32 protein-coding genes and 1 tRNA gene are annotated in these 26466 nt (G+C 37.1%); 7 read left to right on the top strand and 26 right to left on the bottom strand.

Annotated features, from left to right (window positions below):
• Positions 1 to 5: 5 nt before the first annotated feature.
• The 4 genes from frr to rpsB all read right to left on the bottom strand — a co-directional run bounded on the left by frr (position 6) and on the right by rpsB (position 3138).
• Complete coding sequence (gene frr / locus AC6UD6_RS02655) at positions 6 to 569, bottom strand: ribosome recycling factor (RefSeq protein ID WP_500693850.1); 564 nt, start codon at positions 567 to 569, stop codon at positions 6 to 8.
• Position 570: 1 nt separating this feature from the next.
• A complete protein-coding gene (pyrH, locus tag AC6UD6_RS02650) occupies positions 571 to 1293 on the bottom strand; it encodes a UMP kinase (RefSeq protein ID WP_500695573.1) in 723 nt (240 codons plus the stop codon).
• A gap of 127 nt (positions 1294 to 1420) precedes the next feature.
• Entirely contained in the window at positions 1421 to 2302 is an 882-nt protein-coding gene (gene tsf, locus AC6UD6_RS02645) for a translation elongation factor Ts (protein WP_500695752.1), read from the bottom strand.
• Between the two features lie 80 nt (positions 2303 to 2382).
• The gene (rpsB, locus tag AC6UD6_RS02640; RefSeq protein ID WP_500693852.1) at positions 2383 to 3138 is read right to left on the bottom strand and encodes a 30S ribosomal protein S2; all 756 of its coding nucleotides are present in this window, start codon (positions 3136 to 3138) and stop codon (positions 2383 to 2385) included.
• 220 nt (positions 3139 to 3358) lie between these two features.
• Between rpsB and AC6UD6_RS02635 the strand changes: the two genes are divergently transcribed.
• Positions 3359 to 4057 carry an HAD family hydrolase gene (locus AC6UD6_RS02635; RefSeq protein ID WP_500693853.1) on the top strand — a complete coding sequence of 233 codons (699 nt, stop codon included), beginning with the start codon at positions 3359 to 3361 and terminating at the stop codon, positions 4055 to 4057.
• A gap of 41 nt (positions 4058 to 4098) precedes the next feature.
• On the opposite strand, the gene AC6UD6_RS02630 is transcribed toward AC6UD6_RS02635, so the two are convergent.
• Genes AC6UD6_RS02630 through AC6UD6_RS02620 form a run of 3 tightly spaced genes read right to left on the bottom strand, consistent with a single transcriptional unit; the run spans position 4099 to position 6158 of the window.
• Positions 4099 to 5100 carry a D-2-hydroxyacid dehydrogenase gene (locus AC6UD6_RS02630; protein WP_500693854.1) on the bottom strand — a complete coding sequence of 334 codons (1002 nt, stop codon included), beginning with the start codon at positions 5098 to 5100 and terminating at the stop codon, positions 4099 to 4101.
• A 46-nt stretch (positions 5101 to 5146) separates the two neighbouring features.
• Positions 5147 to 5428 (bottom strand): GIY-YIG nuclease family protein, encoded by a 282-nt coding sequence (locus tag AC6UD6_RS02625; RefSeq protein ID WP_500693855.1) that lies wholly within the window; start codon positions 5426 to 5428, stop codon positions 5147 to 5149.
• Positions 5418 to 6158, bottom strand: a complete 741-nt coding sequence (locus AC6UD6_RS02620; protein ID WP_500693856.1) for a tRNA1(Val) (adenine(37)-N6)-methyltransferase — start codon at positions 6156 to 6158, stop codon at positions 5418 to 5420. Before AC6UD6_RS02620 ends, AC6UD6_RS02625 begins: the two co-directional genes overlap by 11 nt.
• 96 nt (positions 6159 to 6254) lie before the next feature.
• Here AC6UD6_RS02620 and AC6UD6_RS02615 point away from each other — a divergent pair, with 96 nt between their 5' ends.
• On the top strand, positions 6255 to 6899 hold the full coding sequence (locus AC6UD6_RS02615) for a lysophospholipid acyltransferase family protein (protein ID WP_500693857.1): 645 nt from the start codon (positions 6255 to 6257) through the stop codon (positions 6897 to 6899).
• A 12-nt stretch (positions 6900 to 6911) separates the two neighbouring features.
• On the opposite strand, the gene AC6UD6_RS02610 is transcribed toward AC6UD6_RS02615, so the two are convergent.
• Positions 6912 to 7130, bottom strand: coding sequence for a YneF family protein (locus AC6UD6_RS02610; protein ID WP_500693858.1), 219 nt, complete (start codon positions 7128 to 7130; stop codon positions 6912 to 6914).
• Between the two features lie 69 nt (positions 7131 to 7199).
• Positions 7200 to 7451 (bottom strand): DUF896 domain-containing protein, encoded by a 252-nt coding sequence (locus AC6UD6_RS02605; protein ID WP_500693859.1) that lies wholly within the window; start codon positions 7449 to 7451, stop codon positions 7200 to 7202.
• A gap of 147 nt (positions 7452 to 7598) precedes the next feature.
• Between AC6UD6_RS02605 and lexA the strand changes: the two genes are divergently transcribed.
• Entirely contained in the window at positions 7599 to 8234 is a 636-nt protein-coding gene (gene lexA, locus AC6UD6_RS02600) for a transcriptional repressor LexA (RefSeq protein WP_500695572.1), read from the top strand.
• A gap of 12 nt (positions 8235 to 8246) precedes the next feature.
• Here the strand turns inward: lexA and AC6UD6_RS02595 are convergent, their stop codons facing one another.
• The 10 genes from AC6UD6_RS02595 to AC6UD6_RS02550 all read right to left on the bottom strand — a co-directional run bounded on the left by AC6UD6_RS02595 (position 8247) and on the right by AC6UD6_RS02550 (position 17883).
• Positions 8247 to 9431, bottom strand: a complete 1185-nt coding sequence (locus AC6UD6_RS02595) for a hydroxymethylglutaryl-CoA synthase (protein ID WP_500695571.1) — start codon at positions 9429 to 9431, stop codon at positions 8247 to 8249.
• 46 nt (positions 9432 to 9477) lie between these two features.
• The gene (gene citG / locus AC6UD6_RS02590; RefSeq protein WP_500695570.1) at positions 9478 to 10365 is read right to left on the bottom strand and encodes a triphosphoribosyl-dephospho-CoA synthase CitG; all 888 of its coding nucleotides are present in this window, start codon (positions 10363 to 10365) and stop codon (positions 9478 to 9480) included.
• A complete protein-coding gene (gene citX / locus AC6UD6_RS02585; RefSeq protein ID WP_500693863.1) occupies positions 10358 to 10900 on the bottom strand; it encodes a citrate lyase holo-[acyl-carrier protein] synthase in 543 nt (180 codons plus the stop codon). The genes citG and citX overlap by 8 nt, the downstream gene beginning before the upstream one ends.
• A gap of 60 nt (positions 10901 to 10960) precedes the next feature.
• A complete protein-coding gene (gene citF / locus AC6UD6_RS02580) occupies positions 10961 to 12499 on the bottom strand; it encodes a citrate lyase subunit alpha (protein ID WP_500695569.1) in 1539 nt (512 codons plus the stop codon).
• Positions 12489 to 13403, bottom strand: coding sequence for a citrate (pro-3S)-lyase subunit beta (gene citE / locus AC6UD6_RS02575; protein WP_500693864.1), 915 nt, complete (start codon positions 13401 to 13403; stop codon positions 12489 to 12491). The genes citF and citE overlap by 11 nt, the downstream gene beginning before the upstream one ends.
• Positions 13403 to 13696 (bottom strand): citrate lyase acyl carrier protein, encoded by a 294-nt coding sequence (citD, locus tag AC6UD6_RS02570; protein WP_500693865.1) that lies wholly within the window; start codon positions 13694 to 13696, stop codon positions 13403 to 13405. The genes citE and citD overlap by 1 nt, the downstream gene beginning before the upstream one ends.
• Positions 13686 to 14738, bottom strand: a complete 1053-nt coding sequence (gene citC, locus AC6UD6_RS02565; protein WP_500695568.1) for a [citrate (pro-3S)-lyase] ligase — start codon at positions 14736 to 14738, stop codon at positions 13686 to 13688. Before citC ends, citD begins: the two co-directional genes overlap by 11 nt.
• A 24-nt stretch (positions 14739 to 14762) precedes the next feature.
• Positions 14763 to 15731: an AEC family transporter gene (locus AC6UD6_RS02560; protein WP_500693867.1), complete on the bottom strand. Its 969-nt coding sequence runs from the start codon at positions 15729 to 15731 to the stop codon at positions 14763 to 14765.
• Positions 15732 to 15742: 11 nt separating this feature from the next.
• Positions 15743 to 16933, bottom strand: coding sequence for an NAD(P)-dependent malic enzyme (locus tag AC6UD6_RS02555; protein WP_500695567.1), 1191 nt, complete (start codon positions 16931 to 16933; stop codon positions 15743 to 15745).
• Positions 16934 to 17094: 161 nt separating this feature from the next.
• Positions 17095 to 17883: an alpha/beta fold hydrolase gene (locus tag AC6UD6_RS02550; protein WP_500695566.1), complete on the bottom strand. Its 789-nt coding sequence runs from the start codon at positions 17881 to 17883 to the stop codon at positions 17095 to 17097.
• A 118-nt stretch (positions 17884 to 18001) separates the two neighbouring features.
• Between AC6UD6_RS02550 and AC6UD6_RS02545 the strand changes: the two genes are divergently transcribed.
• Positions 18002 to 18259: a hypothetical protein gene (locus tag AC6UD6_RS02545; protein WP_500693870.1), complete on the top strand. Its 258-nt coding sequence runs from the start codon at positions 18002 to 18004 to the stop codon at positions 18257 to 18259.
• Positions 18260 to 18299: 40 nt separating this feature from the next.
• Here the strand turns inward: AC6UD6_RS02545 and AC6UD6_RS02540 are convergent, their stop codons facing one another.
• Positions 18300 to 19667, bottom strand: a complete 1368-nt coding sequence (locus AC6UD6_RS02540) for an FAD-dependent oxidoreductase (protein WP_500695565.1) — start codon at positions 19665 to 19667, stop codon at positions 18300 to 18302.
• A gap of 235 nt (positions 19668 to 19902) precedes the next feature.
• On the opposite strand from AC6UD6_RS02540, the gene arsC reads away from it, so the two are divergent.
• Positions 19903 to 20331 carry an arsenate reductase (thioredoxin) gene (gene arsC / locus AC6UD6_RS02535; RefSeq protein WP_500695564.1) on the top strand — a complete coding sequence of 143 codons (429 nt, stop codon included), beginning with the start codon at positions 19903 to 19905 and terminating at the stop codon, positions 20329 to 20331.
• 148 nt (positions 20332 to 20479) lie between these two features.
• On the opposite strand, the gene AC6UD6_RS02530 is transcribed toward arsC, so the two are convergent.
• The gene (locus tag AC6UD6_RS02530) at positions 20480 to 20692 is read right to left on the bottom strand and encodes a helix-turn-helix domain-containing protein (protein WP_500693872.1); all 213 of its coding nucleotides are present in this window, start codon (positions 20690 to 20692) and stop codon (positions 20480 to 20482) included.
• Between the two features lie 276 nt (positions 20693 to 20968).
• On the opposite strand from AC6UD6_RS02530, the gene AC6UD6_RS02525 reads away from it, so the two are divergent.
• Complete coding sequence (locus tag AC6UD6_RS02525; RefSeq protein WP_500695563.1) at positions 20969 to 21595, top strand: helix-turn-helix domain-containing protein; 627 nt, start codon at positions 20969 to 20971, stop codon at positions 21593 to 21595.
• Positions 21596 to 21669: 74 nt separating this feature from the next.
• Here AC6UD6_RS02525 and AC6UD6_RS02520 read toward each other — a convergent pair.
• From AC6UD6_RS02520 to rnz, 5 genes are all read right to left on the bottom strand, one after another.
• Positions 21670 to 21758: transfer RNA gene (locus AC6UD6_RS02520), tRNA-Ser, on the bottom strand.
• Positions 21759 to 21830: 72 nt separating this feature from the next.
• The gene (locus AC6UD6_RS02515; RefSeq protein ID WP_500695562.1) at positions 21831 to 22352 is read right to left on the bottom strand and encodes an adenine phosphoribosyltransferase; all 522 of its coding nucleotides are present in this window, start codon (positions 22350 to 22352) and stop codon (positions 21831 to 21833) included.
• Positions 22353 to 22375: 23 nt separating this feature from the next.
• Positions 22376 to 24691 carry a single-stranded-DNA-specific exonuclease RecJ gene (gene recJ / locus AC6UD6_RS02510; RefSeq protein ID WP_500695561.1) on the bottom strand — a complete coding sequence of 772 codons (2316 nt, stop codon included), beginning with the start codon at positions 24689 to 24691 and terminating at the stop codon, positions 22376 to 22378.
• Positions 24692 to 24709: 18 nt separating this feature from the next.
• Complete coding sequence (locus AC6UD6_RS02505; RefSeq protein ID WP_500693882.1) at positions 24710 to 25108, bottom strand: LapA family protein; 399 nt, start codon at positions 25106 to 25108, stop codon at positions 24710 to 24712.
• Positions 25105 to 26052, bottom strand: a complete 948-nt coding sequence (rnz, locus tag AC6UD6_RS02500; protein ID WP_500695560.1) for a ribonuclease Z — start codon at positions 26050 to 26052, stop codon at positions 25105 to 25107. The genes AC6UD6_RS02505 and rnz overlap by 4 nt, the downstream gene beginning before the upstream one ends.
• 106 nt (positions 26053 to 26158) lie before the next feature.
• Here rnz and AC6UD6_RS02495 point away from each other — a divergent pair, with 106 nt between their 5' ends.
• The gene (locus AC6UD6_RS02495) at positions 26159 to 26437 is read left to right on the top strand and encodes a hypothetical protein (protein WP_500693884.1); all 279 of its coding nucleotides are present in this window, start codon (positions 26159 to 26161) and stop codon (positions 26435 to 26437) included.
• Positions 26438 to 26466: the final 29 nt, after the last annotated feature.

Below are 26466 nucleotides of genomic sequence, written 5' to 3'. Positions count from 1 at the left end.
TTTTATTAACCATTAAGAATCTCGTCTTCCTTTTTCGAGATAATGTCTTCCACTTCAGAAATTGACTTATCAGTGATTTTTTGAATTTTGTCCTCCAAATTATGAGACTCGTCATCCGTAAAATCACCATCTTTGTTACCCCGTTTAGCAGCGTCCATGCCATCACGACGAACATTTCTAACTGCTACTTTACTTTCTTCACCAGTTGCTTTAACTTTTTTCGCAATTTCTTTTCGACGATCTTCTGTCAACTGTGGGATCACAATTCGAATATTGTCACCATCATTCATCGGATTAATTCCAAGGTCAGCCTCTAAAATACCATGCTCGATGTCCTTTAACGAACTCTTATCATAAGGTGTAATTAAAATTACACGCGGTTCTGGAATTGAGATTGAAGCGACTTGGTTTAATGGCGTTGATGCCCCATAATAGTTAACTCTAACCGGACTTAATAAACTAGCATTAGCACTACCAGCTCGGATGTTTCCAAGTTCCCGCTGTAAGGCTTCCTCTGCTTTTTTCATTTTTGACTTAGTTGTGTCAATAATTTCATTTGAACTAGGCATATTATTTTCCTTCCACGATTGTTCCAATTTTATCACCTTGAACAACCTTCTTGATATTGCCAGGCTTATTTAAATTGAATACCACTAACGGGATATTATTATCCATCGAAAGTGAGCTTGCAGTAGTATCCATAACATGTAAGCCTTTGTTAATGATATCCATTTGCGTTAATTTCTCATACTTTTTAGCATTGGGATCGGTTTTAGGATCAGCTGAGTAAATTCCGTCAACTCCGTTTTTTGCCATTAAAATGGCATCAGCGTCAATTTCAGCAGCACGGAGGACTGCCGTAGTATCAGTTGAAAAGTACGGATTACCAGTACCTCCGGAAAAAATCACAATTCGTCCCTTCTCTAAGTGGCGAACTGCTTTACGCCGAATGTAGGGTTCTGCAATTTGCTTCATTTCAATCGATGTTTGAAGCCTAGTCGGAACATCCACTGATTCAAGGTTATCCTGTAAGGCTAAACCGTTCATAATGGTCGAAAGCATCCCAATATAATCGGCTTGAGATCTTTCCATTCCCATTTCTTCACCAGCTTCACCACGCCACATGTTTCCACCACCGACAACGATGGCAATTTGAATCCCTAAGTTATAAACATCTCTAATTTCTTCAGCAATCGTCTTGATAACGGGGGGATTAATTCCAAATCCTTTATCACCAGCAAGAGCTTCACCGCTTAACTTTAAAACGATCCGTTTGTACTTTAAATCTGCCATCAGATTTCCTCCAACAATATAAATTAACTACGATAATTTTAGCATATATTAACGTATAACAACAGTGCCCTGAAGTTAGGTATAACAAAAAAGCCAGTGCATTTAACACTGACTTTTTGCTGAAATATTATTGATTCATTTGTTGTTTAACTTCATCAGCAAAACTTTGAGTATCTTGTTCAATACCTTCACCAACTTCATATCGAACAAAGCCTTTTAGTTTACCATTATTTGATTCAACATATTGTTGAACAGACATATCAGGATCCTTAACAAAAGGTTGATCAGCTAAACTAATTTGAGCTAAGAATTTCTTTAAACGCCCATCAACCATCTTTTCAACGATCTTTTCAGGTTTACCCTCACTTAGAGCTTCCTTTTTAAGAACTTCACGTTCATGCTGCAACCGATCTGAAGGAATTTCATCTTGAGTTAAGAATTCTGGGTTTTCAGCAGCAACATGCATGGCAACATCCTTAGCAGTATTGTCATCTCCACCTTGAAGTTCAACCAAAGCACCAATTTCTCCACCATTATGAAGATAAAAGCCAAAACTATCATCATCATTTTTATTAAAGGTCTTGAAACGACGCAATTTGATTTTTTCACCAGTAACTTGGGTGGTATTAATGATGGCATCTTCGACGGTCCCATCGTTTAATTCAAGTTTCATTGCTGCATCTAAATCTTTAGGCTGATTTAAAGCAATTGCATCAGCAACAGCATCAATCAAATCCTTAAAGTCATCATTGCTGGCAACAAAGTCCGTTTGCGAGTTAATTTCAACGATCGCAGCCTTGTTATCATGAACAACAACTCGAGTGAGGCCACTGGCAGCCACCTTTCCACTCTTCTTTTCAGCCTTTGCAACCCCATTTTCTCTAAGAATATCAATGGCTTTCTTTTCATCACCATCGGCGGCAACTAAAGCCTTCTTAGCATCCATCATACCAGCACTAGTCTTGTCACGTAACTCTTTAACTTGTTTAGCAGTTACTTTTGCCATAATTGTGATCTCCTTTGTTTTAATAAAAAACTGACTTAAATTAGGCCAAAAGGGTCTAAACAAAAGTCAGCCTATCACTTTAATTATTTAGTTTCTTCGGATTTTTCATCTTTTTGGTCAGCATTTTTATCAAAATCTTTTTCGCTAACTTCATCTTCACCCTGTTTACCCTCAATAATAGCATCAGCCATTGTTGAAGTAATCAATCTGATGGCACGAATTGCATCATCATTAGAAGGAATAACATAATCAATTCCATCAGGATCAGTATTAGTATCTACCATTGCTACAACCGGAATATTGAGCTTTTGAGCTTCATGCAAAGCAATTTGTTCCTTATGTGGATCAACGATGAACATTACATCCGGAATCTTAGGCATATCTTCGATACCGCCTAAGAATCTTTCAAGTTTGTCGGTTTGCTTCTTAAGCAAAGCAACTTCCTTCTTTGGTAAACGTTCAAAAGTGCCATCTTGAGCCATCTTTTTAAGTTTCTTCAAGTACTTAATTCGTTTTTGAATCGTGTTCCAGTTGGTAAGAGTACCACCTAACCAACGATGGTTAACGTAGTAAACACCAGCACGTTTTGCTTCTTCTTCAATTGAATCTTGAGCTTGTTTCTTAGTACCAACAAAAAGAATTACAGCATCATTTGCTGCTTCATCCTTCATAAAGTTGTAAGCACGGTCAATGCACTTAACCGTCTTTTGTAAATCGATGATATAAATACCATTACGTTCAGTAAAAATGTATTTCTTCATCTTAGGATTCCAACGACGAGTTTGGTGACCGAAATGAACACCAGCCTCAAGTAATTGTTTCATTGTAACTACAGCCATAATTAGCCTCCATATAAAAGTTTTTTCCTCCCTAGAATTATGCAAGGAACTCAAATGAGCACCGCCTTACAAAACCTTCTAGGTGTGTATTGGTAATTAACACCAAGGATTAGTATACAAAATATCAACGTAAATAACAATAATATTTTGAGATTTAATCAAATCTTGCGTATAATATTAAAAATGTGTTACGGTTTTATTTATCTGAGGAGGAGTTTAAATGATAAAAGCTGTCGTATTTGACGTCGACGACACATTGTATGATCAAAAGCGGGTTTCAGAAGAGGCCTTTTTTAAGACGTTCCCTAATCATCCAATTATTGACTCAGCTACTTCATTTAAAAATTTTCAAATTCAAAGTCCCTTAGTTTATTCCAATATAATGTCTGGGACTTACAAGCAAAATGAACTAGTTTATCAAAACATCAAAAATGGTGTTAACGATCTTGATCCGGATAAAGAAGAAATTAAACATTTTAAGAAAAACTATCTAACTTGTATTAAAGAAATTTCATCTTATCACGATCTTTTAAAGACAATCCAAATGTTGTCAAATGATTTAAAAATTGGAATTATTGCTAACGGATCCAGTCAATTCTTAAATAACGAACTAAAGATCCTTGGATTAGATGATTACATTGATCCTAATTACATCATTGCTTCAGAGTCAGTTGGCATGTTAAAACCGGATCCTAAAATTTTTACCGTTATGAATCATAGATTAGATGTCAGACCATCCGAAGTAGCTTACATTGGCGATTCATTTACTGGTGACATCATTTCAGCCAAGCGAGCTGGTTGGCATGCCTTTTGGTTCAATCACCGCAAACGATCCGTCCCAGAAACAAACTTTGTCCCAGATCAAACGGTAACTTCTCAAAATGAGCTTTGTGAACTTTTAAAGGCTCTATCAAAATAAAAAGCGCACTTCATATGAAGTGCACTTTTTATTTTGAGTTCCTATTTAACTTCAACTGAGTTATCGGACTTACCGTTTTTAATCAATTGAACGTTTGAATCGAGTGCAATTTGAACCATGTTTTTAACCGCAGGCTTCGTGTAAAATGCAATGTGTGGAGTGATTAAAACATTATCCCGTTTCATCAAGTTCTTCAATCTGTCATCTGGGATCTTATCAAAACTTCCAAAATCAACATTGAAAATACCCACTTCGTTTTCGTACACATCAAGAGCAGCTCCTGAGATCTTGCCACTGTCAAGGCCACGAATCAAAGCATCAGTATCAATCAAACTTCCACGGGCAGCATTGATAATTTTGATTCCATCTTTCATTTGCGCAATTGAATCATCATTAATCATATGATCATTTTCTTTTAATGCTGGGGCATGAAGCGTTATAATATCAGAATTTGCATACAATTCTTCAGGGGTATCAACGTAAATTCCCTCTTTTTTGAGCTCAGGGTTTGGATAAGGGTCATAAGCAATCACTTTGGCACCAAAACCTTGAAGGATTTTAACAACTTGGCGTCCGATTCTTCCAGTAGCATAGACACCAACGGTTTGTTTGTTCATTTCGTCAGCAATATCTGGAGCCCAGGTCATGTTACCATGGCGTTCCTTATCTTCAAACTTTTTAGTATGACGAAGTAACCGCATCATTTCTGTAACCGCTAATTCAGCAATAGCAGCTGGTGAATAAGCTGGAACGTTAGTGACATTAATGCCATCACGTTTAACAGCGTCGGCATCAACATTATCCACCCCGACGTTTCGAAGTGAAAGTGATTTAATGCCAAAACTAGCTAATTTGTCTAAAATATCAGCAGTATAAGGCTTTTGCTGGTATGCAACCACACCATCAAATCCCTTTGCTTCGTCGACAGTGTCATTATCCAATAATTTTGATTCTGCTTTTACTTCAATGTCTGGATGAGCTTTATCCCATTGTTCTAAGTATGGTCGTTCATCGTCTCTAATTCCATATGCAATGATTTTCATAACTTAGTCCCCCTTTTCTTTTCACCATAATTATAACACCCAACCACTAATTACCCCAAAGAGTCGAGTCAATTCCATGGCTAATTAGAAAAAATTCTTTTTTTCTCCGAGTTTGATGCTTAAAAGCGTATTCTGCTTTCATGGCACTCCTTTTATCATTAAATTTTTCGTAGTACAGTAGCTTTAAAGGTCGCCTAGTTTTAGTATATTTGGCCCCTTTCCCAGCTTGATGAACCGCTAATCTACGATAAACGTCATCGGTAAACCCACCGTAAAACGTCCCGTCACAACAAAGTAAGACATACATATAGTAACTTTTACTTTCCATACAACATCTTTTTAACCTCTTTTGAATAACTACCATGGTCATAAACCGTAATCGGGTAATCAACTTTTAAACCAGCATTTTTTCCATCTTTAATTGCAGATACCAAAATCATGTTAGAATTCTTTCCCTCTTTAGGGTAAATAAATTGAATTTGCTTCATTGCTAGTCGAAAGTTAGTCATTAAGTTCATTAATTCATGTAGGCGATCAGGACGATAAACCATGTAAAGTTTCCCACCAGTTTTTAAAAGCTCACTACTAGTTTTAATAACGCTTTTCAAATTAGTTTTTACTTCGTGTCTTGCAATCGCTAAATATTCATTCGGATTTTTTTTACTAGTCGGAAGATTTGAAAAATACGGAGGGTTAACCGTAATAGTATCAACCTCATCTTTGCCAAAAATTGTGGTAGCATTAGCTAAATCATCATTATAAACGGATATCTGATCCTCTAAGCCGTTCAGTTGAACACTCCTAGTTGCCATATCACTTAGACGTGATTGAATCTCGACTTCGGCAATCTTACCATGTGTTTTTTTGCTTAAAAACAAACCAACGGCACCATTACCAGCACATAAATCAACCAAAAGACTATTCTTATTGATCTTAGGCTGAGCAAAATTAGCAAGCATTACGGCATCCAAAGAAAATGAAAACACACTTGGACTTTGAATGACTTTAATGTCCTGACTGTAGAGTTGGTCAATTCGTTCATCACCAATCAAGTTCACCTAGTTCACCACCATTTTTTAAATTTAACTTGTCACTTTTACCGTTAATAATATACTATTAAATTATACATCTTAAAAAAAGGAGCTTAAAATCTTTTGTGGTACTCGTTTTTATTTACAGTTGGCCAATTCATTTTAAGAATTATAAATGGACCAATGAATGTGATGCACAAGAATCGTATCCCAGACGGAAATTACGTGTTAATTGCTCCCCACCGGAGTTGGTTTGATATGATTCTAATTGCAACGGTAATTCGCCCTAAACAGTTGTGTTTCATGGCTAAAAAAGAACTATTCAAAAATCCAATGCTGGGATGGTTTTTGCGGCACGTCAACGTATTTTCGGTTGATCGTTCAAATCCAGGAATTTCAGCAATTAAAATTCCAGTTAGAACACTGAGAAAAACCAATCTATCACTCATGATGTTCCCGTCTGGTACGAGGCATTCCAAAAAACTCAAGGGCGGTGCAGCACTGATTGCCCAACTAGCTGGAGTGCCCCTGGTACCAGTTGTTTATCAGGGGCCATTGACCCTCAAAGAAGTTTTCAAACGCCAGAAAGTTTCAATTAACTTTGGTGATCCAATTTATATCAACAAAAAAGAAAGATTGGATGATAAGAATCAAAAATTAATTGAAAATCAAATGCAAGCCGCCTTTGACAAGCTCGATGATGAAATTAATCCCAACTACGTGTACATTGATGAATCAAAACCGCATAATAAAAAAACGTCGAAGTAATTCGACGTTTTTTTAATTTTGATGATGTTTCATTGCGTTCATCATTTGGTTAAGTTTCTTTTGTGATGGCTTTTGTCCCATCTGAAGCATCATCGCTTTAAGTTGTTCCTGGTTGATTGGTGGATTATCCTTCAAATACTTTTCCATGTACTTACGAGCACCGAAGAAGCCAATTAGTGCACCAGCTAGTAAAGCCAAAATCACTATTAAAATCCAGATCCATGTAGACAAATCATTGACCTCCCTTCAAGCCTTTTATTATTATTTTACACAATTAGCAAGGTTTTGAAAAGATTGGAATCAATCGTCTCGCAAATTTTTCTTTCGCTGAGATTCCTTGACTTTGTCTGAAGTAATTTCGTTCCCTTTTTTATCATAGACCTTAGTCATTTCAATCTGACTTTTAAAATTAGCCTTGAAACGATCTAAGTACTCTTTTCGTAACTTCTTCTGTTCTTCTTTTTCTTCTTCAGATAAACCTTCGTTTTTTGATTTTTTAGATAATTCGTTAATTCTTGGAATGAGTTTTTCTAATTCTTTATCTTCAGCCATGTTAACCTCTCCCTTCATCTGATATCATAATATCACGAAATAAAGCGTGAAAACAAGGATTTGTACACGAACAAACGTTTGCAAAATTCCGTTTTTGTGGTATTCTTATTTTAGCTAAAAACCAATTAGAAAGCACAGAGGTGCCTTATGTCGCAAGCATCACAAACAAAACAACATGATATTCTCGAATACATTTGGAAACAAGTTCGTGATCAAGGATACCCACCAACCGTTCGAGAAATCGGAGAACACGTTGGATTATCGTCAACTTCAACGGTCCATGGTCATCTCGCTCGTTTGGAAAAGAAGGGCTATATCATCAAGGATCCAACTAAGCCGCGCGCCCTTGAAGTTACTTCTGATGGAATGAACTATCTTGGTGTTTCTCAAGAATCAAAGCCGGACGAGATGCCTTTACTTGGAACCGTTGCTGCCGGAGAACCAATTCTTGCGGTTCAAGACGCAACTGATTATTTCCCGATTCCAACCGCACTCCAACGAAGTTCTGATTCACTCTTCATGCTTACCATTAGTGGTACAAGTATGATCAATATCGGAATTTTAGACGGTGATCAGGTAATTGTAAAACGCCAAAATACCGCTGAAAATGGTGATATTGTTATCGCCATGAACGACGAAAACGAAGCCACCTGCAAACGATTCTTTAAAGAAAGTGACCATTTCAGACTCCAACCCGAAAATGATGACATGGCACCAATTATTTTAAAAAACGTAGTCATCTTAGGTAAAGTTGTCGGTTTATATCGAATCGGCATTAAATAAAAACCATTCACTTCAAAGTGAATGGTTTTTTTCTTGATTTAAATACTGACGTTTACCTTCTTTAACACCAGAAAAGACAAATTTAGCAGGATCATTACTTAGATCCAATTCATAATTATCATCCAAAAGACTAGGCAAACCATTGAATATTTGTTCATACTCTTCAATTGATAATTTCTTTCGACTGTCTAACAGCTCATTCATTAACTGTTTTCGCTTTTGATCTCTAAAGTTATCTTGTAATATTCCGGTATAAAACTCGCCCTGAGCCCCAGAACCATAACTAAACACGCCAACTTGGTCTCCTACCTTTAAATCTGAAGAATTATCCAGAAGTGAAAGAAGACTTAAATATAATGATCCAGTATACAAATTACCAACTCGTTTACTGTAAACCCTACTAGCCTCAAATTCTCTTAACAATTTCTCCTGTTCCCTAACTGAAATTTCAGGAAGAACTTGGCGTAATGCTTTTAACCCCATCTTAGTGTAAGGTAAATGAAAAACAATTGCCTTTAAATCATTAAAAGTAAGACCATGTCTTTTTAAATAATCATGAACGGTTTCATTAAAAAATTTTTCATAAATATCATTTGAGTAGTGTCCATCCACAAGGGCCTCAGTCTTTCCGATTGGCCGCCAAAAATCCATAATGTCTTGAGAATAAACACTACTATCATCGCTTATAGTCATAATACGTGGGTTACTCGACACCGTCATGGCAACTGCTCCACCACCTTGTGTAACCTCGCCAGCAGTTTGAACTCCGTATCTAGCAATATCAGATCCAACCACTAAAGCCTGCTTATCGGGATGCAAGTGAACATAGTCTTTAGCCATCTGTAATCCTGCAGTTGCTCCATAGCAGGCTTGTTTAATTTCAAATGCTCGTGCGTGTGAACTCAGTTTTAACAGGTTTTGAACATAAATTGCTCCCGACTTAGAGTTATCAATTCCACTTTCTGATCCAAAAATAATTAAATCAATCTTATCTCGATTTTCTTGACTTACAATTTGGTTCGAAGCATTGGCTGCCAACGTAACAGAATCTTGGGTGGAGGGAATGACAGCTTGTTGAGTTTGCCCGATCCCAATTAAATACTTGTTTGGATCTTCATCACGTGCTTTGGCTAAATCCACCATATCAATAAAATAAGATGGGGTATAAAAGCCAATTTTATCAATTCCAACTTTCACTAATACCACTCCATTTTCAATTTAATTTTCTAAACGTCACTCATGTTTAAAAATGATCAGTTATCTTACCAAAAAAGATGGTTAAAATTAATAAATCAGCTGAACCACCTAAGCTTAAATCTTGATTATCAAAGTTTTCACACATTTTTTCCAGTTGTTCTTTAATTAGAGCGGAATTAAAAGCTTCAGTGTTTAAAATTGAAGTAACCTGCCTGTGTACCTTTTCAACGATTTCAGGCGATCCAGCACGTTTAATCAAATTACTATCTTGACTATGAGCAACAATGTTAAGTAACGCCCGAAGAATCTTTTCATTTTTATTTCCATTAAAAGCGACCAAAGCTGGCAAGCCATGACCTGTCACAGTTTTGAATCCAGCCTCGGCTTCTCCACGAATTCCTGTCATCCCATATTCTAAAAATTGGTGCTCACCAGCGGTTAATTTGCTAGCAGATTTTCTTCTCACCTGCGAAAAGTCTGATTTAACGATTCCAGCAGTCATAGCTTTTTCTACATTAATTATATCTCCAAGTGTAAAGGAAGCTTTGGACTGAGAAAGATAGCCTAGTGCTGCAACAATAATTCCCATTACGAAGATTGCACCCTTATGGGTATTGACACCGTTAGTCTCCCTAAACATGTTTTTTTCAGCTTTAATTCCATCAGGTCGAATCAACTTCAATAATTGACTTAAGTCATCACTTAAAAAATTTTGTCCTCGTAAAAAAGCGGTTTCAAAATAAGGACGCATTGTAATAATGCTGTCAATGAACGTAAAGACATCCATATCAGGATGTGATTTATGAGAAACTGGATCAACCAATCCTGGTTTTGGATTAGAAACAACTTCATCTAACATTGATTCCATCACAGCGTTAACGGTTTTATTTTTTTGACAAATTTTAACTTTCCAATCCATTACCGCATTATTCATATCCGACATTCCTAAAATATATCTCGCTAATTTTTCGTTGCAAATCAGACACGGAATGAGTACGATTCCTAGCGCATTCTTTAGCATTTCGATCACAAATCAGACATCTTCTGGGTCTCATTTTGACATCAGTCCGGGAGTAATGAGAATGATTATGATCCATTACGTCAATATCAAACAAACGTCCTAAACGATCATGATCTTCAAAATGAATTGCTCGTTTCTTCAAAACAAGCCCATCACCATCAACCACCAAAAACCGTTCTTTTCCCGCATCAGTGTTCCACCCCATTTTATCGATAATTTTCATATTGTACAACTGCGTTTTAAAGAATCGCTTATAGCCAACATCAAATAAGTTCATGATTTGTGGGTTGTTCTTGATGGGACCCGGAATATTTAACTTGATTGACACAATCGTATCCCTTGGATACTGCTCCTTTAATTGAGCCTGTATGTGTGCCCGTCTGTCTTTGTTAGCAAGTACAGCTGGGATCCCCTGCACTTTCCCAGTTAAAAAAATATTATCTTCCAACTTATCAAACTCCTTAAAAAAACGGCTCCATCTGCCTTACAGATAGCACCGTCTTTAAAATTAATCTTTTACTTGTCGAATTGAATCAATGATCGTTCCATCCCGATACTCAACCAATCCAACCGTCTTATCAGTATACTTCAGTGGTTCTTCTTTGCCGACGATCTTTTCAGCTTTTTCAGCTAATTCTTGGATGCTGTATACATGCAAACTCGGAACATCCTTAAATTGCTTAATCAGGTCTGGACGATTAGGATTAACGGCGATTCCAAATTCGGTTACTAAGACATCAATCGATTGCCCTGGAGTAACAGCTGTACTAATATGATCTACCACCGTTGGAATGCGACCTCGTACCAGTGGAGCACAGATGATTGTCATCTTAGATGTAGCAGCATCCTGATGTCCACCAACCGCTCCTCTAATTACGCCATCAGAACCAGTTAACACGTTAACGTTAAAATCAGTATCAATTTCCAAGGCACTTAAAACCGCAATGTCTAACTGAGCGACCATTGATCCTTTATTATCAGGATCAGCATACCATGACGCATCAATTTCCTGTTGGTTTTTGTTGTTCTTCATTGAATCAGCAGCGGCTTTATCAAAGTCTTGAACATCCATTAACTTATCAACTAATCCCTCTTCAAGCAAATCAACCATTGGTTTAGTAATTCCACCCAAACCAAACGAGGCATGAAGATGATTATCAAGCATTGCTTGTCTTAAGTAACGAGTAACAGCAAGGGCAGCTCCACCAGAACCAGTCTGAAATGAGAAGCCATCTTTAAAGTACGGTGAATTAACAATCACTTGATTGACCGCTCTAGCGATGGTCAAATCTTTTGGATCCTTAGTGAACCGAGTAGCGCCAGAGCCAATTTTATTAGGATCACCAACTTTATCCACCTTAACGACATAATCGACTTGTGTTTGTCGAATTGAGGCAGGGGTGTTGGGATAGTCCACCACATTATCAGTTAATAAAACCACTTTATTAGCATAAGCTGCGTCCATTAACGCATACCCTAGTGAACCAAATGCAGCTGGACCTTCCATCCCGTTAGCATTACCACAACAGTCAGAATTAGGAACCCCTAAAAAGGCAACATCGATTTTGATATCACCGTTTTCAATGGCACGAGCACGGCCTCCATGGGATCTGAAAATCACTGGATTTTTAAGAATTCCATGAGAAACTTCGTCACCCAATGAACCACGCATTCCGGATGTGGTGATGTTAGCAACGGTTCCATTCTTGATGGCTTTAATTGCCATATCATTCATTACGCCGGTCAGTGAAGAAGGTGCTAAAGTTAGATCTTTAATTCCAAGGTCCATGATCGCCTTCATCACAAGATTAAAGATGTAATCACCATTACGTAAATGGTGATGAAATGAGATGGTCATCCCATCCCTCACGTTATCTTTAACAACCTGCTTTAAACCATCCTTTAATTTATCATGTCCATCTTGAACCTGGACTTTAGGAGCCGTTCTTTGAAAGACCGGGTTACCAATCCTAGTGGTTTCAAATGGTTTAAAGTGCAGTTCATTCATTAATTTATCGGGTAAATTACGACCTATTTTATTTTCCAATGTAATGACCCTCCTTATCAATCAAGCCAGAAGCTTTAGCTAGTTTCATAACTCTTTCAGCTCTGAGTGCAACTGGTCTATCAACCATCTGTCCGTTCATTGAGATGACTCCTGAGCCAGCTTTTCTTGCTTTTTCAATCGCAGCAAGTACATTCTCGGCGTTCTTAATTTCTTCTTCACTTGGAGCATATACTTGGTTAACTAAAGGAATTTGGCGTGGATTAATAACTGATTTTCCGTCGTAGCCCAATTCATGAATATACTCGGTTTCTGCCAAGAATCCCTTCACATTATCCACATCGGTGTAAACCGTATCAAAAGCGGCGATGCCAGCGGCTCTAGCTGCATTTAAAATCATATTTCTAGCAAACTGTAGTTCTAAACCATTTGGATAACGGTGTGTTTTTAAATCCGTTGTGTAATCTTCCGCCGATAAAGCAATCCCAATCATACGATCAGAGGCTTTAGCAATCTCAAGTACATTCATGACACCTTCAGCGCTCTCAATTGCGGCCATTAAATGAGTGGTTCCAACTGGAATGTTGAACTCCTTTTCAGCGTCAACAACTAGACTCTCCATCTCTTCAACCATTGCCGCACTTTCAGTTTTAGGAATTCTAATGACATCGATGCCAGCCTTAACCATCATTTTGACGTCAGCTTCAAAGAAGTCAGTGTCAAGTCCATTAGTTCTAACAACTAATTCTGCATCACCATAATCAACCGTTTTTAAAGCCTCATAAACTAAGTTTCTTGCAGAATCTTTTTCCGCTAACGAAACTGAGTCTTCAAGATCAAACATAATTGAATCGGCGCCATAGATCCCAGCATCTTTGATCATCCCTGGATTGTTACCTGGAACAAACATCATCGTTCTTCTGAGTCGTTCACCATTTTCAGCCATTATAGTGCCTCCCATGCTGGTTGTTCGCTGTCGCCCATGGCCCGTTGAATTGCGGTAATCGTTCGAGCTTTAATTACACAATCTAAAGCTCCCTGGTCAACTGCCTTAATATTGACATTATCTAATTCAAACTTGTTAACAACTTCCTTAATGGTAGCAATAATATCATCACCAAACCGTTTCTTAACATCAGATTCAAGATTAATTTGGATTCCGTTAGTACCCTTACTGACTGTGATCTGAATGTCAGAAGATTCCAGCGTTCCATCCATTGCCGTTTTATTAATTCCCATTGATCTTCATTCCCTTCTTAATTCTTTCCTGTAACGAATCCATATGTTTGGTAATAAACTCGTAAGTTGTTTTTGGGACAATCCCTTTAATTGATGTTAACTCACCATTCTTAATGGCCATCCGAACCGTTCTGGCCGAAATCACTTTTCCGGCTTCATCCTGATCTCGTTTAATAACTTTAACTTTGACTTCAGGCGGGAGAACCTTTTCTAAAATTTGATTATAGATTGAGGTCGTTTTGGAATTTGGCTCCGTTCCAAGAAACCGAACGTTAATGCCAAGATCTTTGGCAATCCAATCTTTAAAGATTAATGCATCAATGGTTGTCTGATACCGCACCTTGTCTGCTTGCGCCCCCAAAAAATACGAAGGAAAAGTGGCATAACTTACTAAGTAATCGCCACCCGGAACAACCATCACATTCTTTAAGTCAGAAACGCCCTCTTGAACAAGTTTTAATCGTTCTTGTGACGTAAACAGTGATTTATCAGTACTTACAACAAATACGTAAACGTTATCACTAACTTCTGACGCTTTTTCAACCAAATATCTATGACCATCGGTAAAAGGATTAGCATTCATGACAATCCCGGCATTATTATCAGTTTTATTAACTTTAGGCAGACTTTTAAGATAATCAGTAATACTATAATCACCGGTCTCTAAAAAGGCCGCATCATCACTTTGAACGAGTTCCTTAAACCCAACGTGTTCGAAACTTTCCGCATACATTGGCTTTGTAAAGACAAAGACATGAAAGACTCCACGTTGTCCCAAACTTGTTAAAAGATTCGAAATTACCTTGTTAAAATAAACCCCATTTTCAGTGTACTTATGACAAACACCAATGTACTTCAAAATGTTTCCAGAATATGAACCAGTACCAACTAATTTATTCCCATCAAAAAGTCCAACGGTATAATCTAAGGGATCAACCTCATCACCAGAAAAATTGGCGATGCCAAGTGATTTCAAAAAATCTCTCCACTGATTAAATTGGTCAGGAACCTCTAAATTAATTTCTCTAGTCTCAATATTCATATCCTCAATAATCTCCCGTTTCTACTAACCCATGATTAACATAATAATCGGAATTACGATGATAAAGAGGACTGAGGTAGATACAACCACGTTTGTAGCAAACTTAACATCACCATGATAAGTTTGTGCCAAAATTGGCAGAACTGCAAGTGAAGGCGTAGCAGCTTGAACAATCAAAGTCTTGGAGAAGGTTGGAACCATTGATGCTCCGAGTTTGAACCCAACAAAAATAATTGCAGCCATGACTAATGGTGAAATCACGAAACGGCCTGCTAAAGTCAAAATGACATCTTTATCAAAATGCATGTTTCTAAGACCAAATGATCTCAACATAATTCCAATATAGATTAATGCAAGTGGGGTAACCAGTGCCCCCAAATCAGTTAAGGTTGTTTGGACAAAATTAACCAATAAATGTTCCTGAAGCCATGGAATATACAAAAATGGAATGGCAACAATGAATCCCCATAATGGAGCCGGAATCAAATGGTGCCAATCAAATTTAGCTTTGGAACCATCTTTAGCGGTTGGATCGTCTGCAGCAATTACCCAAACACCTAAAGTCCAAATAATGATCGTATTTACAATATAGTAAACAAGTAAATAAGGGACTGATATCTCACCAAATAAAGCAACGTTTAAGGGCATTCCAATAAAAACGGTATTAGCACCGTTAATACCGGTCATCATCAGTCCTCTTCGACCCTTTTTAACTCTAAATAACTTAACTTCAATCCATGAAATAACGTAGCCTAAAAGGATAGCAAGCACAACATAGATTAATCCAGTTGACAAATTAGCTAGTTGTTCTGGATGAAAATATTTAAGCATTGCCACAAAAATAGAACATGGTAAAGCAACTTTCATAATAATCTTTGAGATTGAACCGGAAAATGATTCTTTAAACCATCCAAGTCCTTGTGTTACATAACCAACTGCAATCATAATTACAATCGCTAGCACACTCTGGATTGATGTAATAAATATTGCCATAATTGCACCTCTTATCCTTTTTCACCATATTTTATAATTGAATTTGTGACTGTTTTAACAACATTTTCATCAAAAACCCCAGGGACAATTTTATCTGGAGTAGGATCAGGAATCATGCTGGCTAACGCGTCAGCAACGACTTCCTCAATTTGGTATGTAACCTTTTTAATTCCACTCTTTAAAAGTCCTTTGAACAGACCTGGGAAAACCAAAATATTATTAACTTGATTTGGATACTTACTAGATCCAGTCGCAATCACTTTAGCACCACCAGCTTTAGCGTCTTGTGGAAGAATTTCCGGAACTGGATTAGCAAGCGCAAAGACAATCGGATCCTTTGCCATTCTTTTAACTTGACTAGTACTTAAAACATTAGCATCTGACAGACCGATAAAAACATCCTGATCATCAATTACATCATCCAGAGTTTGTCCTTCTTTTCCGTTCAAGGATTGGGCAAGTCCAGTTTGATATGAATTATAGTTCTCACTATCTGGCTTAACCACGCCATCGATATCAACCAAAGTAATATTTTTAATGCCAACATGCTCCAGCAACGAGGCAGTAGCGACACCAGATGCTCCAACCCCATTGACGACGATCTTTAAATCTTTCAACTCTTTACCAACTACTTTACTAGCGTTGATTAATCCGGCCAAAACTACAATAGCAGTTCCCTCTTGGTCGTCATGATAGACCGGAATATCTAATGTTTTACTCAAGATATCCTCTAACTCAAAGCATTTTGGTGCCGCAATGTCCTCCAAATGGATCCCAGCAAAGGTATCTTGAATACTTTTAATGTGAGTGGCCATTTTCTTGGCATCTTCCTGATCAATGGCAACTGGTAACGCATTAACATTGGCCAAGTCTTTATATAACAAAGCCTTCCCTTCAACAACCGGAAGCCCTGCAGCTGGTCCGATGTTACCTAATCCTAGAACTGCTGAACCATCAGTAACAACAGCAAGCAACTTTCCACTCATTGTGTACTTGTCCTTTAAACTAGGGTCTTTTTCAATGGCCTTGGAAATCTTAGCAACACCAGGTGTGTAAGCCTCACTAAGTTCTTCACGGTTTTTTACAGGAAATTCTGATTCCATTTCTAGCATTCCCGTGTGCTTTTCATGAATGGAATAAATATTATCAGCCACGTAAACCCCTCCAATTGTTTTTATTTTCACGCAGACACGATTGCTCATATCCGCTTACATTGTGATTATATTAACCAAAGTGCGTAAAGTCAACCAAGTTAACACTCTTTAACAAACCCAAATAAAAAACGACCTCATTAAAGTGAGACCGCTATTAAAAGGTTAAGTCTAATAATTCACACGATGATATTTCTTACCATTGTGATTTATTATATTCTTTTCACAAACTTCAACAAAATATCGTTAAACACATCTGGCTGTTCAGCCATAATAATATGCCCCGCATCTTCAACAATCTGATAATGACCATTATGAGCCATCCCAGCTGCAACTTTTGCAAAGTGATAATCAAAAAATGGTGATTTTCTTCCCGCTATAATCATCAATGGAACCTTCAAATCACTCAAAATGTCACGCCAATCTTGAAAAGCATGATCCACTAACAACGAATAGTTTAAGTCGGCGTCATATGGATACTTCTGTTTTAACGATTGAATCTTACTATATAAAAGATCATTAATTTTACTATAAGTCGAACGTCCAAATGGCTGCTTCAAAAGTTCAGGAAAATTACTCCAGTCTAAAGCCTTAAATCCGTATGGCCATGACCGATCCGCAATCATCTTAGGACTCTGATCAACGTCTACAATGGCCTTAATTCCCTTATCAGTAAACAAAGAAACGTACGCAAACATGGTTGCAGCTCCCATTGAATTCCCAAGCAAGATTGGTTCTTTTAATTTTAGTTCCTTCTGAATCTCATATAAATCCATCGCATGGCGCGACATTCGTTCATCCTTACTAGTACGCTCAGACATCCCCTGATTTCTAGCATCCACGTTAATAACCCTAAAACCGCTTTCGACTAATTTTTGGACAGTAAGGGTCCAAATCTCTTTATAGCCCCCAATTCCGGTAAGAATCATCACGGGTTGATTGCTTTTATTTCCCTCATCATCATAGTCTAATTCCACATTATCAGAAGTATAAAATTTCATTATCGCTTCACCATTTTCTTTAAGATTTATTTTATATGTTAGCACTTCTCTTACTACTAGATTCGTACCAATACCAAAAATTAATTGGTAGTATAATAACTACGAAAGAAGGGATGATATGAAACGGATTACTTTAACATTTCCAGCACCTGGAAATTCAGATACTAAAACCATTAAAGTTAACGATGACAATCAGTACGTCATGAAATTAACTACCTTAGATAATCTGGCTCCAGATGGCCATTCACTTGAAATTGAATTTCTTCCTAAGACAAGTGAAGATTTTCCAGAACGAGGTACTACCATTTATCTAAATGGTTTTGATAAAACGTTCAAATTGTCAAATGGTGATATTCTAGTAGCAAAAAGTATGTAATAAAAAGGGTCTGTTGATTAAGTCAACGGACCCTTTGTTTTTATTTGTGATCTAACTTATCTTGTGCTTTTTGAGCTGCAACGTTCATGATATTCCATGGACGGTCAAAGCCTGGTTGGAAGAAGAAGTCAGCATATGCCAAATCATCAACGGTCATGTGTTGTTGAATTGCTAATGAAATGGTATTGATATTAGCAGTTACATCTCGTTTCGACATGATTTGAGCACCCTCAACTTCACGAGTCTTTGGATCAAAAGTTAACTTGAAGTAGACTTCTGCGTTCAACTTATCATCATGAACAAACGGAGGAACCGCAGTGTCAACAACAAAGACGGATTCAACGTCAACGCCAGCTTTTTCAGCAGTAACGTCCTTAAATCCAGTTGATGCAAACTTGTAATCAAAAACATGAAGTGCTGATGAACCAGAAACTTCAGTAGTCTTACGCTTCTCATTGTTCAGGTTCATGGCAGCTGAGCGACCTTGACGTCTAGCGTTAGAAGCTAAAGCAATGATTTGCTTCTTGCCAGTGGGTGCGAAAGTAACCTCGGTAGAATCACCAACGGCAAAAATATCAGGTTGATTGGTTCTTTGATATTCATCGGTCTTGATCATGCCCTTTTCGTCAAGATCAACTTTACCTTTAAGCCAATCGGTAGCAGGACGAATTCCGGCAGTTTCAATCACTAGATCAGCATCCCATTGGTCACCATTAGTTGAAATAACTGAAGAAACGTTTTCATCATCATCACCAACGTATTCTTTAACACTTTGGTTCAATGACAATTTTACGCCATTCTTTTTAAGCTCAGCTTCAAGAATTTTAGTAAACTCTGGATCCAAGTAAGTAGGAAGAATGGTTTTACCAGTATCAACTAAGGTAACGTGCTTGCCAGCTTTAGCGAATGATTCAGCTGCTTCAATCCCAATGTATCCACAACCAACAACCGTGACGTTGTTGATACCTGGAGTAACTTCAGCTTCCTTCAATTTAATGGCCCAATCACGTCCACGCATTGCGTAGATATTACCTAATTCCTTCCCTGGAACTGGAAGTTGGAATGGATTAGCACCAACACTTAAAATTAATTTATCATATTTTTTAGTGCTCTCTTTACCATCGTTAACGTTTAAAGCGGTTAGCGTGTGAGCTTCAGGATCAATATCAGTGATTTCAGTATTAATGTGGACATTTACACCTAATTTTTCCATGCCTTCTGGAGTTGCATAACTTACAGAGTTAACATCTTTTACGACGTTTTGAAGATATAATTCAATTCCACAAGATAGAAAAGATACAAAGTCTCCCTTTTCGTACCATTCGATGTCAGCATCAGGAAAATCCTTTAAAACTCCTCTGACAGCTTCGAATCCACCATGAGATGATCCAATTACAGCTACTTTCATATCTGCTTCCTCCTTCAATTTTTAAATTGTCGTTCTCTATGAACATTTTTATAGTACCACGCAATTACCTAATGAGACTACAAAATGTTCAATATTTAATAAATTATTTGCACACAATTTGATTGAACTACCCATAAGTTAAGCAATTAATAACCGATAAGATAAGTTACTAATAGTATCCATAGTCATCATCTTTTGGTATCATGACGTATAAATTATTAAGGGATGAATTAAAATGAAAAAAATTTATTTTTTGTGTACGGGAAACTCGTGCCGAAGCCAAATGGCGGAAGGATTTGCCAAAAAATATTTCCCGCAAAACTGGCAAATAAAAAGTGCGGGAGTAAAAACTCATGGTTTAAATCCAGTTGCGGTTAAGGTGATGAAAGAACGTGGAATTGATATTTCTCACAACACATCCAAGCTAATTGATAAAAGTTATTTAGTTAAGTGTGATTTAATCGTTACGCTTTGCGGAGATGCTAAGGACAAGTGTCCGGTTACTCCAGAATCGGTTACGAAAATTCACTGGCCACTTAAGGATCCAGCACAAGCGAAGGGATCCAAACCGGAAGTAATCGAAACTTTTAGAAACGTCCGTAATCAGATTGACCAATTAGTAAAACAATTGTCAGTTGATGAAACTAAACAAACTAATTATTAGACGACAAAGGCCTAGATCAACTACTGCAACTGATCTAGGCCTTATTATCACTACACATACTAATACTAATTACAAACGTGAAAACAAGTAGTATTAATACATTTAGTTTATCTCATTGCTCTTTTATCACACGGATAACAAATGAAGATTACGAAACTTTGATATCTAGGTACTTAAAAATTTGCTTCCTAATTCTTTGAGATTTAGGACTCATCTCACCATGAATTGCCCGATTTAATTCAACTGGTGAGACATCAACAATTTTTGACATATCAACTTGAGTCAAGTCCTTGTTAATTAAAGCAACTTTGATCTTTTTAAATACTCTTTGAGCATTACGTTCCAATTCAACGTTAGCCATTATCGATCCCTCCTTTCACAATTTATTAATTAAGTTATTGACTATGTCTATCCTTTGGAATAAAATGTAAATATGATGAAAATAATGGACTGTATTTAAACTATTTTCTTCGTGGGAACTAGTTTAGATACTTTTAACCATTGATATTATTCTGGACTGACTGATCAATTACTTAACTAAATTAATTATCAATCATATAAAATAAAATGTCAATGATTTTCTCTATTATTTGAAATAACTTTTTTAACCACCAATTTCAGAAAAGGAGAAACAATTTTGACAACAATTGAACGAATAAAGAGACTTTCAAGAATGCGTGGATGGTCACTTCAGTTAGTGGCCCAGAAGGCTGGGATTGGGATTAACAATATTTATACTTGGAACAAGAAAACTCCTAGTACAAAAAGCCTTGGAAAAGTCGCCAAAGTACTTGGAGTGTCGATCGATTACCTATTAGGAAATACTAATCAACTTAACTATCACAATGATAGTACAAGTGCTAAATCAAAAACTAATGAGACAATTGATCTTCCTCTTATTGGCAGCATTGCTTGCGGAAAACCAATCTTTGCTGAACAGAACGTTACCGCGTACTTTCCAACTCTAAAGGAGGGACTGCCAAGTGGTGAGAATTTCTGGTTAAAATGTGACGGAGATTCAATGGCTCCTACCATTCAAAACGGATCGTACGTTTTAATCCATTATCAACCAGAGGTGGAGAATGGTGAAATTGCCGCTGTCCTATTAAACGATAACGACGAAGCTACTCTTAAAAGGATTAGTACTCAAAAAGACCAAACCGTCTTAGTTCCTGATAATAAGGAGTACCCACCGATTATCTTGAATAAAGATAATCCAGGCAAAATCATTGGAAAAGCAATCCGGATGCAATCTGAATTATAAAAGCTCAATAACACAAAAAGACTATCAAAACTTGTAATTTTGGTAGTCTTTTTGTTTTGTAATACTACTTATAAAGGCGAGTACAGGATTTGAACCTGCGCGCCGGCTATAAACCGGTTCGCCGGATTTCGAGTCCGGTGCATTACCACTCTGCCAACTCGCCATAATTAACACCACTTAAGTATAATCGTAAAAGAAACGACAATCAACTTGAGAAGTGTGTTCAATTTAAAGCTTAATCATATTTAATCAGACTGAGAATATCATAGTCTTTAATCTTATCGCGACCCTTTAAGTCCATTAATTCGACAATAAAAGCCGTTCCAACTACTACTCCACCGAGATCCTTGACCAACTCAATGGTAGCTTCAATGGTACCACCTGTAGCTAGCAAATCATCAGTCACAAGAACTCTCTGACCTGGTTTAATCGCATCATCATGCAAATAAAGCGATGACTGACCGTATTCCAAGCCATATGTAGCTTTGACAGTCTTGCCAGGTAACTTCCCTTTTTTTCTTGCAGGAGCAAAACCAATTCCAAGTTCATAGGCAACGGGACATCCCACAATAAAACCACGCGCTTCGGGACCAACAATCATATCAATGTTCTTGCCCTTAGCATAGTTGACAATTTCGTCAGTAGCTTGACGATATGCTTCGCCACTTTCTAGTAATGGAGAAATATCTCGAAAAGTTACACCTGGCTCTGGAAAATTAGGATAACTTGCTACATAATCCTTTAAATTAAGGACCATAAAAAATACTTCCTTTCTTATTATCAGTTCCCAATCTTATTAATTATTTTCACCAAATCACTTGGGGAAACGTTAAAAAGAGCATCTTCTACCTTTAATTGCTCTTCTCGCAATTGGTATGTGGGAGAAGTTGACAAGCTTTGCTTGTTTGGATTACTGATACCATTCAAAATTCCATCCCGAATGGTGATAAATCCCAGTTCATTAAATACCTGCAACATGAAAACCAGAATATTGGTTGAAACCTGCAAATGGTTTGCAACCTCACCAACATTCTTTGAAATTTGCACATTTTTATTAGTTTCAACGAACTTAAATAGTTTAGCATACTGTGAACGTTCTGGCATCCCTAAATTTAAAATATGATTCTTTTTATATAAATACAATATAATTTCAGGATTTTGGAAATGATTAACAACGCTTTTTAATTCACCAAGTGTTTCAGGACAATCAACAAGATAAACTACCCCATTCGTAATATCTTTTTTAACATCCGAAGCAAGCATAGCTTTAGAATTTTTACCAACATATGATTTTAATTGTTGATACAAGTTACGATGAAAGAAAATATACGTTCCCTCATTTACAAACATTGACTTAGTTAAGGTAGTGGTCCGTTTGTCAATAACAACGGTTCCGTCAACTTTAAGATCATCAACCATCAACTGAAGATTAGTACGACCCTTCCACTCATTTTCATTCAAGGTTGCTGCTACGTTAATATTAGCTGACAATTTAGAAACTTCAGTAGCAACATCACCCATCCCAAAGTCAATTGCAGAAATCCGTGAATGATTGCCAACAGCTTGAAATTTAAGGTGATCATGGGCTTTCCCAATTGCCTGAACATTAGTTAAAGCAATCGGATCAACATCAAATCGGGGGCATTCATTATCAGTCCCAAATGGACTCAAAGTTTGAATTTGTTGAAATAACTTTTGATCAATTTCATCTGGAGTAACTTTAAAATCAATTTTTAAAGTTGGCTTTTGTGATAAATCAACCTGCTGTTTTGCTGCTGACCGTTCAAACCGCTCAGCTAGTGTTTTTAAATTATCAGCTGGAACCGTTAATCCAACTGCCATCGCATGTCCACCAAATGCATCCATCAGATCGCGTTCACTATCTAAGGCTTTAAAAAGATCAAATCCTTTGACACTTCTTCCGGATCCCTTGGCGATCTTATTTTGGTCATCAACACTGACAACAACCGTCGGCTTATGAAATTTATCTTTAACTCGACTAGCTGCAATACCTAAAACTCCAGTATGCCAATCCTTTCCCACAATTAAAAGGGTTTCTCTCTTCTTATTCTCAGGTGAATCAGCTTGAGCGATTGCCTCGTCCGTAATTGAACTAACCAGTAACTTCCTCTGATCATTTTTTTGCTCAGTCTTCTTAGCTAGTTCATTAGCTTGCTCGTCGTCAACCGTAGTAAGCAGATCAACGCCCATATTGGCGTCACCCATCCGTCCAAGTGCATTTAATCTAGGAGCAATGTTAAACCCAATATCTTGTTCATCAACTTTTTCCAAATCAATTCCAGATCGTTTAATAAGGGCTTTTAATCCAGGTCGCACCGTCAAGTGAATGACATTTAATCCAAACTGAACGAGTGCCCGATTCTCTCCAGTTAACGATACTAAGTCAGCAACCGTTCCGATTGCGGCTAAATCTAGTTTATCTTGAGGAATTTCATCCATTAATGCCGTCGCCAACTTAAAAGATACTCCAGCTCCAGAAAGATACTGAAACGGATATTTAGGATCGCCCAACTGAGCGTGAACGATTGCATAGGCGTTTGGCAACTTTTCTGGTAATTCGTGATGATCGGTAATAATCACATCACAACTCAATTTATTAGCTTCCTCAATTGCATCAAAGCCGGCAACTCCATTATCAACAGTAACAATTAACGAAGTTCCACTATCAATAATTTTTTGAAAGGCCTTCACATTTGGACCGTATCCATCTTTAAACCGATTAGGAATATAATAACGAACTTCCGCTCCCATCTCGACTAGCGTTTCATATAAAATGGCGGTACTAGTAAGTCCGTCAGCATCATAATCCCCATAAACGGTAATTTGTTCACCGTTTTTAACTGCCAATTCAATCCGTTCAACCGCTTTTTGCATATCATGCATTAAAAAGGGATCGTTTAAGTCACTAGTATCCGGGTTTAAGTAATGTTGAATCTTATCGACATTATCATAACCACGTTCAAACAGTAAGCTAACAACTAACGGTTCAAGTCCCAAATCATTAGCTAGTTGATTAACAGCATCTTGGTTAAGATTATTTTGTTTTAGCTCCCAATTATACTTTGAAGAAAGCAAATATGGATCCTCTTTTCACTATTTTTCGTTGTCCTTTTGCTGTTTATTAATTACATCTTCAACATTTCGATTATCTTGATTAACCTTTTGTTTACTAATTGAATTCTTTAACTGCATCTTTAGAGAATCAATTTGTTTATTTAAATCATTAATTTGTCCCTTTAATCCATCAATGGTTTTCTGTGAATCACGATTTTCTTTTTTCCGTTTGGAACCATTTTTAAATGAACTGATCATTGATAATAAGAACATGATTAAAGCCCCAATTAGTAATGTCAATAATAAGACTAAGATTAACGGCATTTTAACCGTCGTAAAACCAAAATTAATCTCCGCACTTCCCATATTTAACAAAACAAAAATAGCGACAATCACAATCAAGACCATGCTTAAAATCATTGAAACTTGCTTTTTCATTGGGCATTCTCCTCTCCCTTATTAAAGGGAATATCAATAAAATCAAAATCTTTAACTACCTTGGTATTTGGAAAAACTTGTTGAGCCTGCCTCTGTAACTCATGAGCCATTTTAGCAGTATACCTTGCAGAAATGTGCGTTAATAGCAATCGTTTTACGTTGGCATCCCTGGCGGTATTAGCAGCCTGAATGTTCGTAGAATGATAGTAATTGTGAGCTAATTTTGCTTCGCCCTTTCCAAACGTACTTTCATGAACTAAAATGTCAGCATTTTGCGCTAACTTATTGATGGTATCAACTTTTCTCGTATCCCCTAAAATGGTAACAATTCTCCCCTTTTGGGAATTACCAATGTAGTCCTTGCCATTAATGACTCTCCCGTCACTAAGTTTAACCGTCTTACCTTCCTTAAGCTTTCCGTACAGCGGACCAGACGGAATATTATCCTCCTGCAATTTATCAACAAGCAGTTCACCCGGATGATCATGTTCAACAATTCGAAAACCCCAACTTTGAACTTGATGATCAAGCTTTTCCGCATAAACTGTAAACTTTTTACCGTCAAAAATCTTACCAGGCTGGTCCAGCTCTACGTATTTTATTTTATACCCTAACTTAGTCTGCGTCACTTGCAAACTAGTCTGAACGTAATTTTTGATTCCAAAGGGGCCATAAATGGTAACCGGATCATCTCCGCCTTGAAACGAACGACTTGATAATAATCCCGGAAGACCATAGATATGATCACCATGAAGGTGGGTAATAAAAATCTTATTAATTTTTCGCGGTTTTAACGTTGATCGCAAGATTTGTTGTTGAGTACCTTCCCCCGCATCAAACAACCACACGGAATTAATCTCATCCAACAATCTTAAAGCGACACTAGAAACGTTTCGAAACTTACCAGGAACTCCCGCACCAGTTCCAAAAAACTCTAATTGCATATCCTATCGTTCCTTTTTGACACTCAAATTTTTACACTCGTGAAGAATTACTATACAATTGTAGCATACCACATTAGCAATAATAAGCTGAATCTAGGTGATAACTTTGAGATTAAACGAATTTTATGTCTCATCCGAAGATTTAAATAATTCATATAAAATATACGTTGAAATTAATAAGGTTATTTTACCAGTTTTTGACATTGAATTTTCGCAAAATAAAATTTTATTAGTACCAAGCAAAAACAAACGGTCACTAACCTTGAATCAATTTAATACCCGGACAAGAGAACTTGATGATCATCTATCACTTTTTTGTAAAACAATTGAAACTCCAAAACTATTCGGTTATCGTTTAAAAAATGATGAGCTTATTTTTGGATAATAAAAGACGATACCACAAGTATCGTCTTT

It is taken from the genome of Fructilactobacillus sp. X8R2C1, assembly GCF_059900955.1.
Note: the sequence above shows the minus strand (reverse complement) of the source record. Positions and strands in the feature narration are given on the sequence as shown.

Coding starts and splice junctions, on each gene's coding strand:
- frr (WP_500693850.1), bottom strand. CDS start 569: ATGCCTAGTTCAAATGAAATTATTGACACAACTAAGTCAAAAATGAAA.
- pyrH (WP_500695573.1), bottom strand. CDS start 1,293: ATGGCAGATTTAAAGTACAAACGGATCGTTTTAAAGTTAAGCGGTGAA.
- rpsB (WP_500693852.1), bottom strand. CDS start 3,138: ATGGCTGTAGTTACAATGAAACAATTACTTGAGGCTGGTGTTCATTTC.
- AC6UD6_RS02635 (WP_500693853.1), top strand. CDS start 3,359: ATGATAAAAGCTGTCGTATTTGACGTCGACGACACATTGTATGATCAA.
- AC6UD6_RS02630 (WP_500693854.1), bottom strand. CDS start 5,100: ATGAAAATCATTGCATATGGAATTAGAGACGATGAACGACCATACTTA.
- AC6UD6_RS02625 (WP_500693855.1), bottom strand. CDS start 5,428: ATGGAAAGTAAAAGTTACTATATGTATGTCTTACTTTGTTGTGACGGG.
- AC6UD6_RS02605 (WP_500693859.1), bottom strand. CDS start 7,451: ATGGCTGAAGATAAAGAATTAGAAAAACTCATTCCAAGAATTAACGAA.
- lexA (WP_500695572.1), top strand. CDS start 7,599: ATGTCGCAAGCATCACAAACAAAACAACATGATATTCTCGAATACATT.
- citG (WP_500695570.1), bottom strand. CDS start 10,365: ATGAATAATGCGGTAATGGATTGGAAAGTTAAAATTTGTCAAAAAAAT.
- citE (WP_500693864.1), bottom strand. CDS start 13,403: ATGGCTGAAAATGGTGAACGACTCAGAAGAACGATGATGTTTGTTCCA.
- citD (WP_500693865.1), bottom strand. CDS start 13,696: ATGGGAATTAATAAAACGGCAATGGATGGAACGCTGGAATCTTCTGAC.
- citC (WP_500695568.1), bottom strand. CDS start 14,738: ATGAATATTGAGACTAGAGAAATTAATTTAGAGGTTCCTGACCAATTT.
- AC6UD6_RS02560 (WP_500693867.1), bottom strand. CDS start 15,731: ATGGCAATATTTATTACATCAATCCAGAGTGTGCTAGCGATTGTAATT.
- AC6UD6_RS02555 (WP_500695567.1), bottom strand. CDS start 16,933: ATGAGCAATCGTGTCTGCGTGAAAATAAAAACAATTGGAGGGGTTTAC.
- AC6UD6_RS02550 (WP_500695566.1), bottom strand. CDS start 17,883: ATGAAATTTTATACTTCTGATAATGTGGAATTAGACTATGATGATGAG.
- AC6UD6_RS02545 (WP_500693870.1), top strand. CDS start 18,002: ATGAAACGGATTACTTTAACATTTCCAGCACCTGGAAATTCAGATACT.
- AC6UD6_RS02540 (WP_500695565.1), bottom strand. CDS start 19,667: ATGAAAGTAGCTGTAATTGGATCATCTCATGGTGGATTCGAAGCTGTC.
- arsC (WP_500695564.1), top strand. CDS start 19,903: ATGAAAAAAATTTATTTTTTGTGTACGGGAAACTCGTGCCGAAGCCAA.
- AC6UD6_RS02530 (WP_500693872.1), bottom strand. CDS start 20,692: ATGGCTAACGTTGAATTGGAACGTAATGCTCAAAGAGTATTTAAAAAG.
- AC6UD6_RS02515 (WP_500695562.1), bottom strand. CDS start 22,352: ATGGTCCTTAATTTAAAGGATTATGTAGCAAGTTATCCTAATTTTCCA.
- AC6UD6_RS02505 (WP_500693882.1), bottom strand. CDS start 25,108: ATGAAAAAGCAAGTTTCAATGATTTTAAGCATGGTCTTGATTGTGATT.
- rnz (WP_500695560.1), bottom strand. CDS start 26,052: ATGCAATTAGAGTTTTTTGGAACTGGTGCGGGAGTTCCTGGTAAGTTT.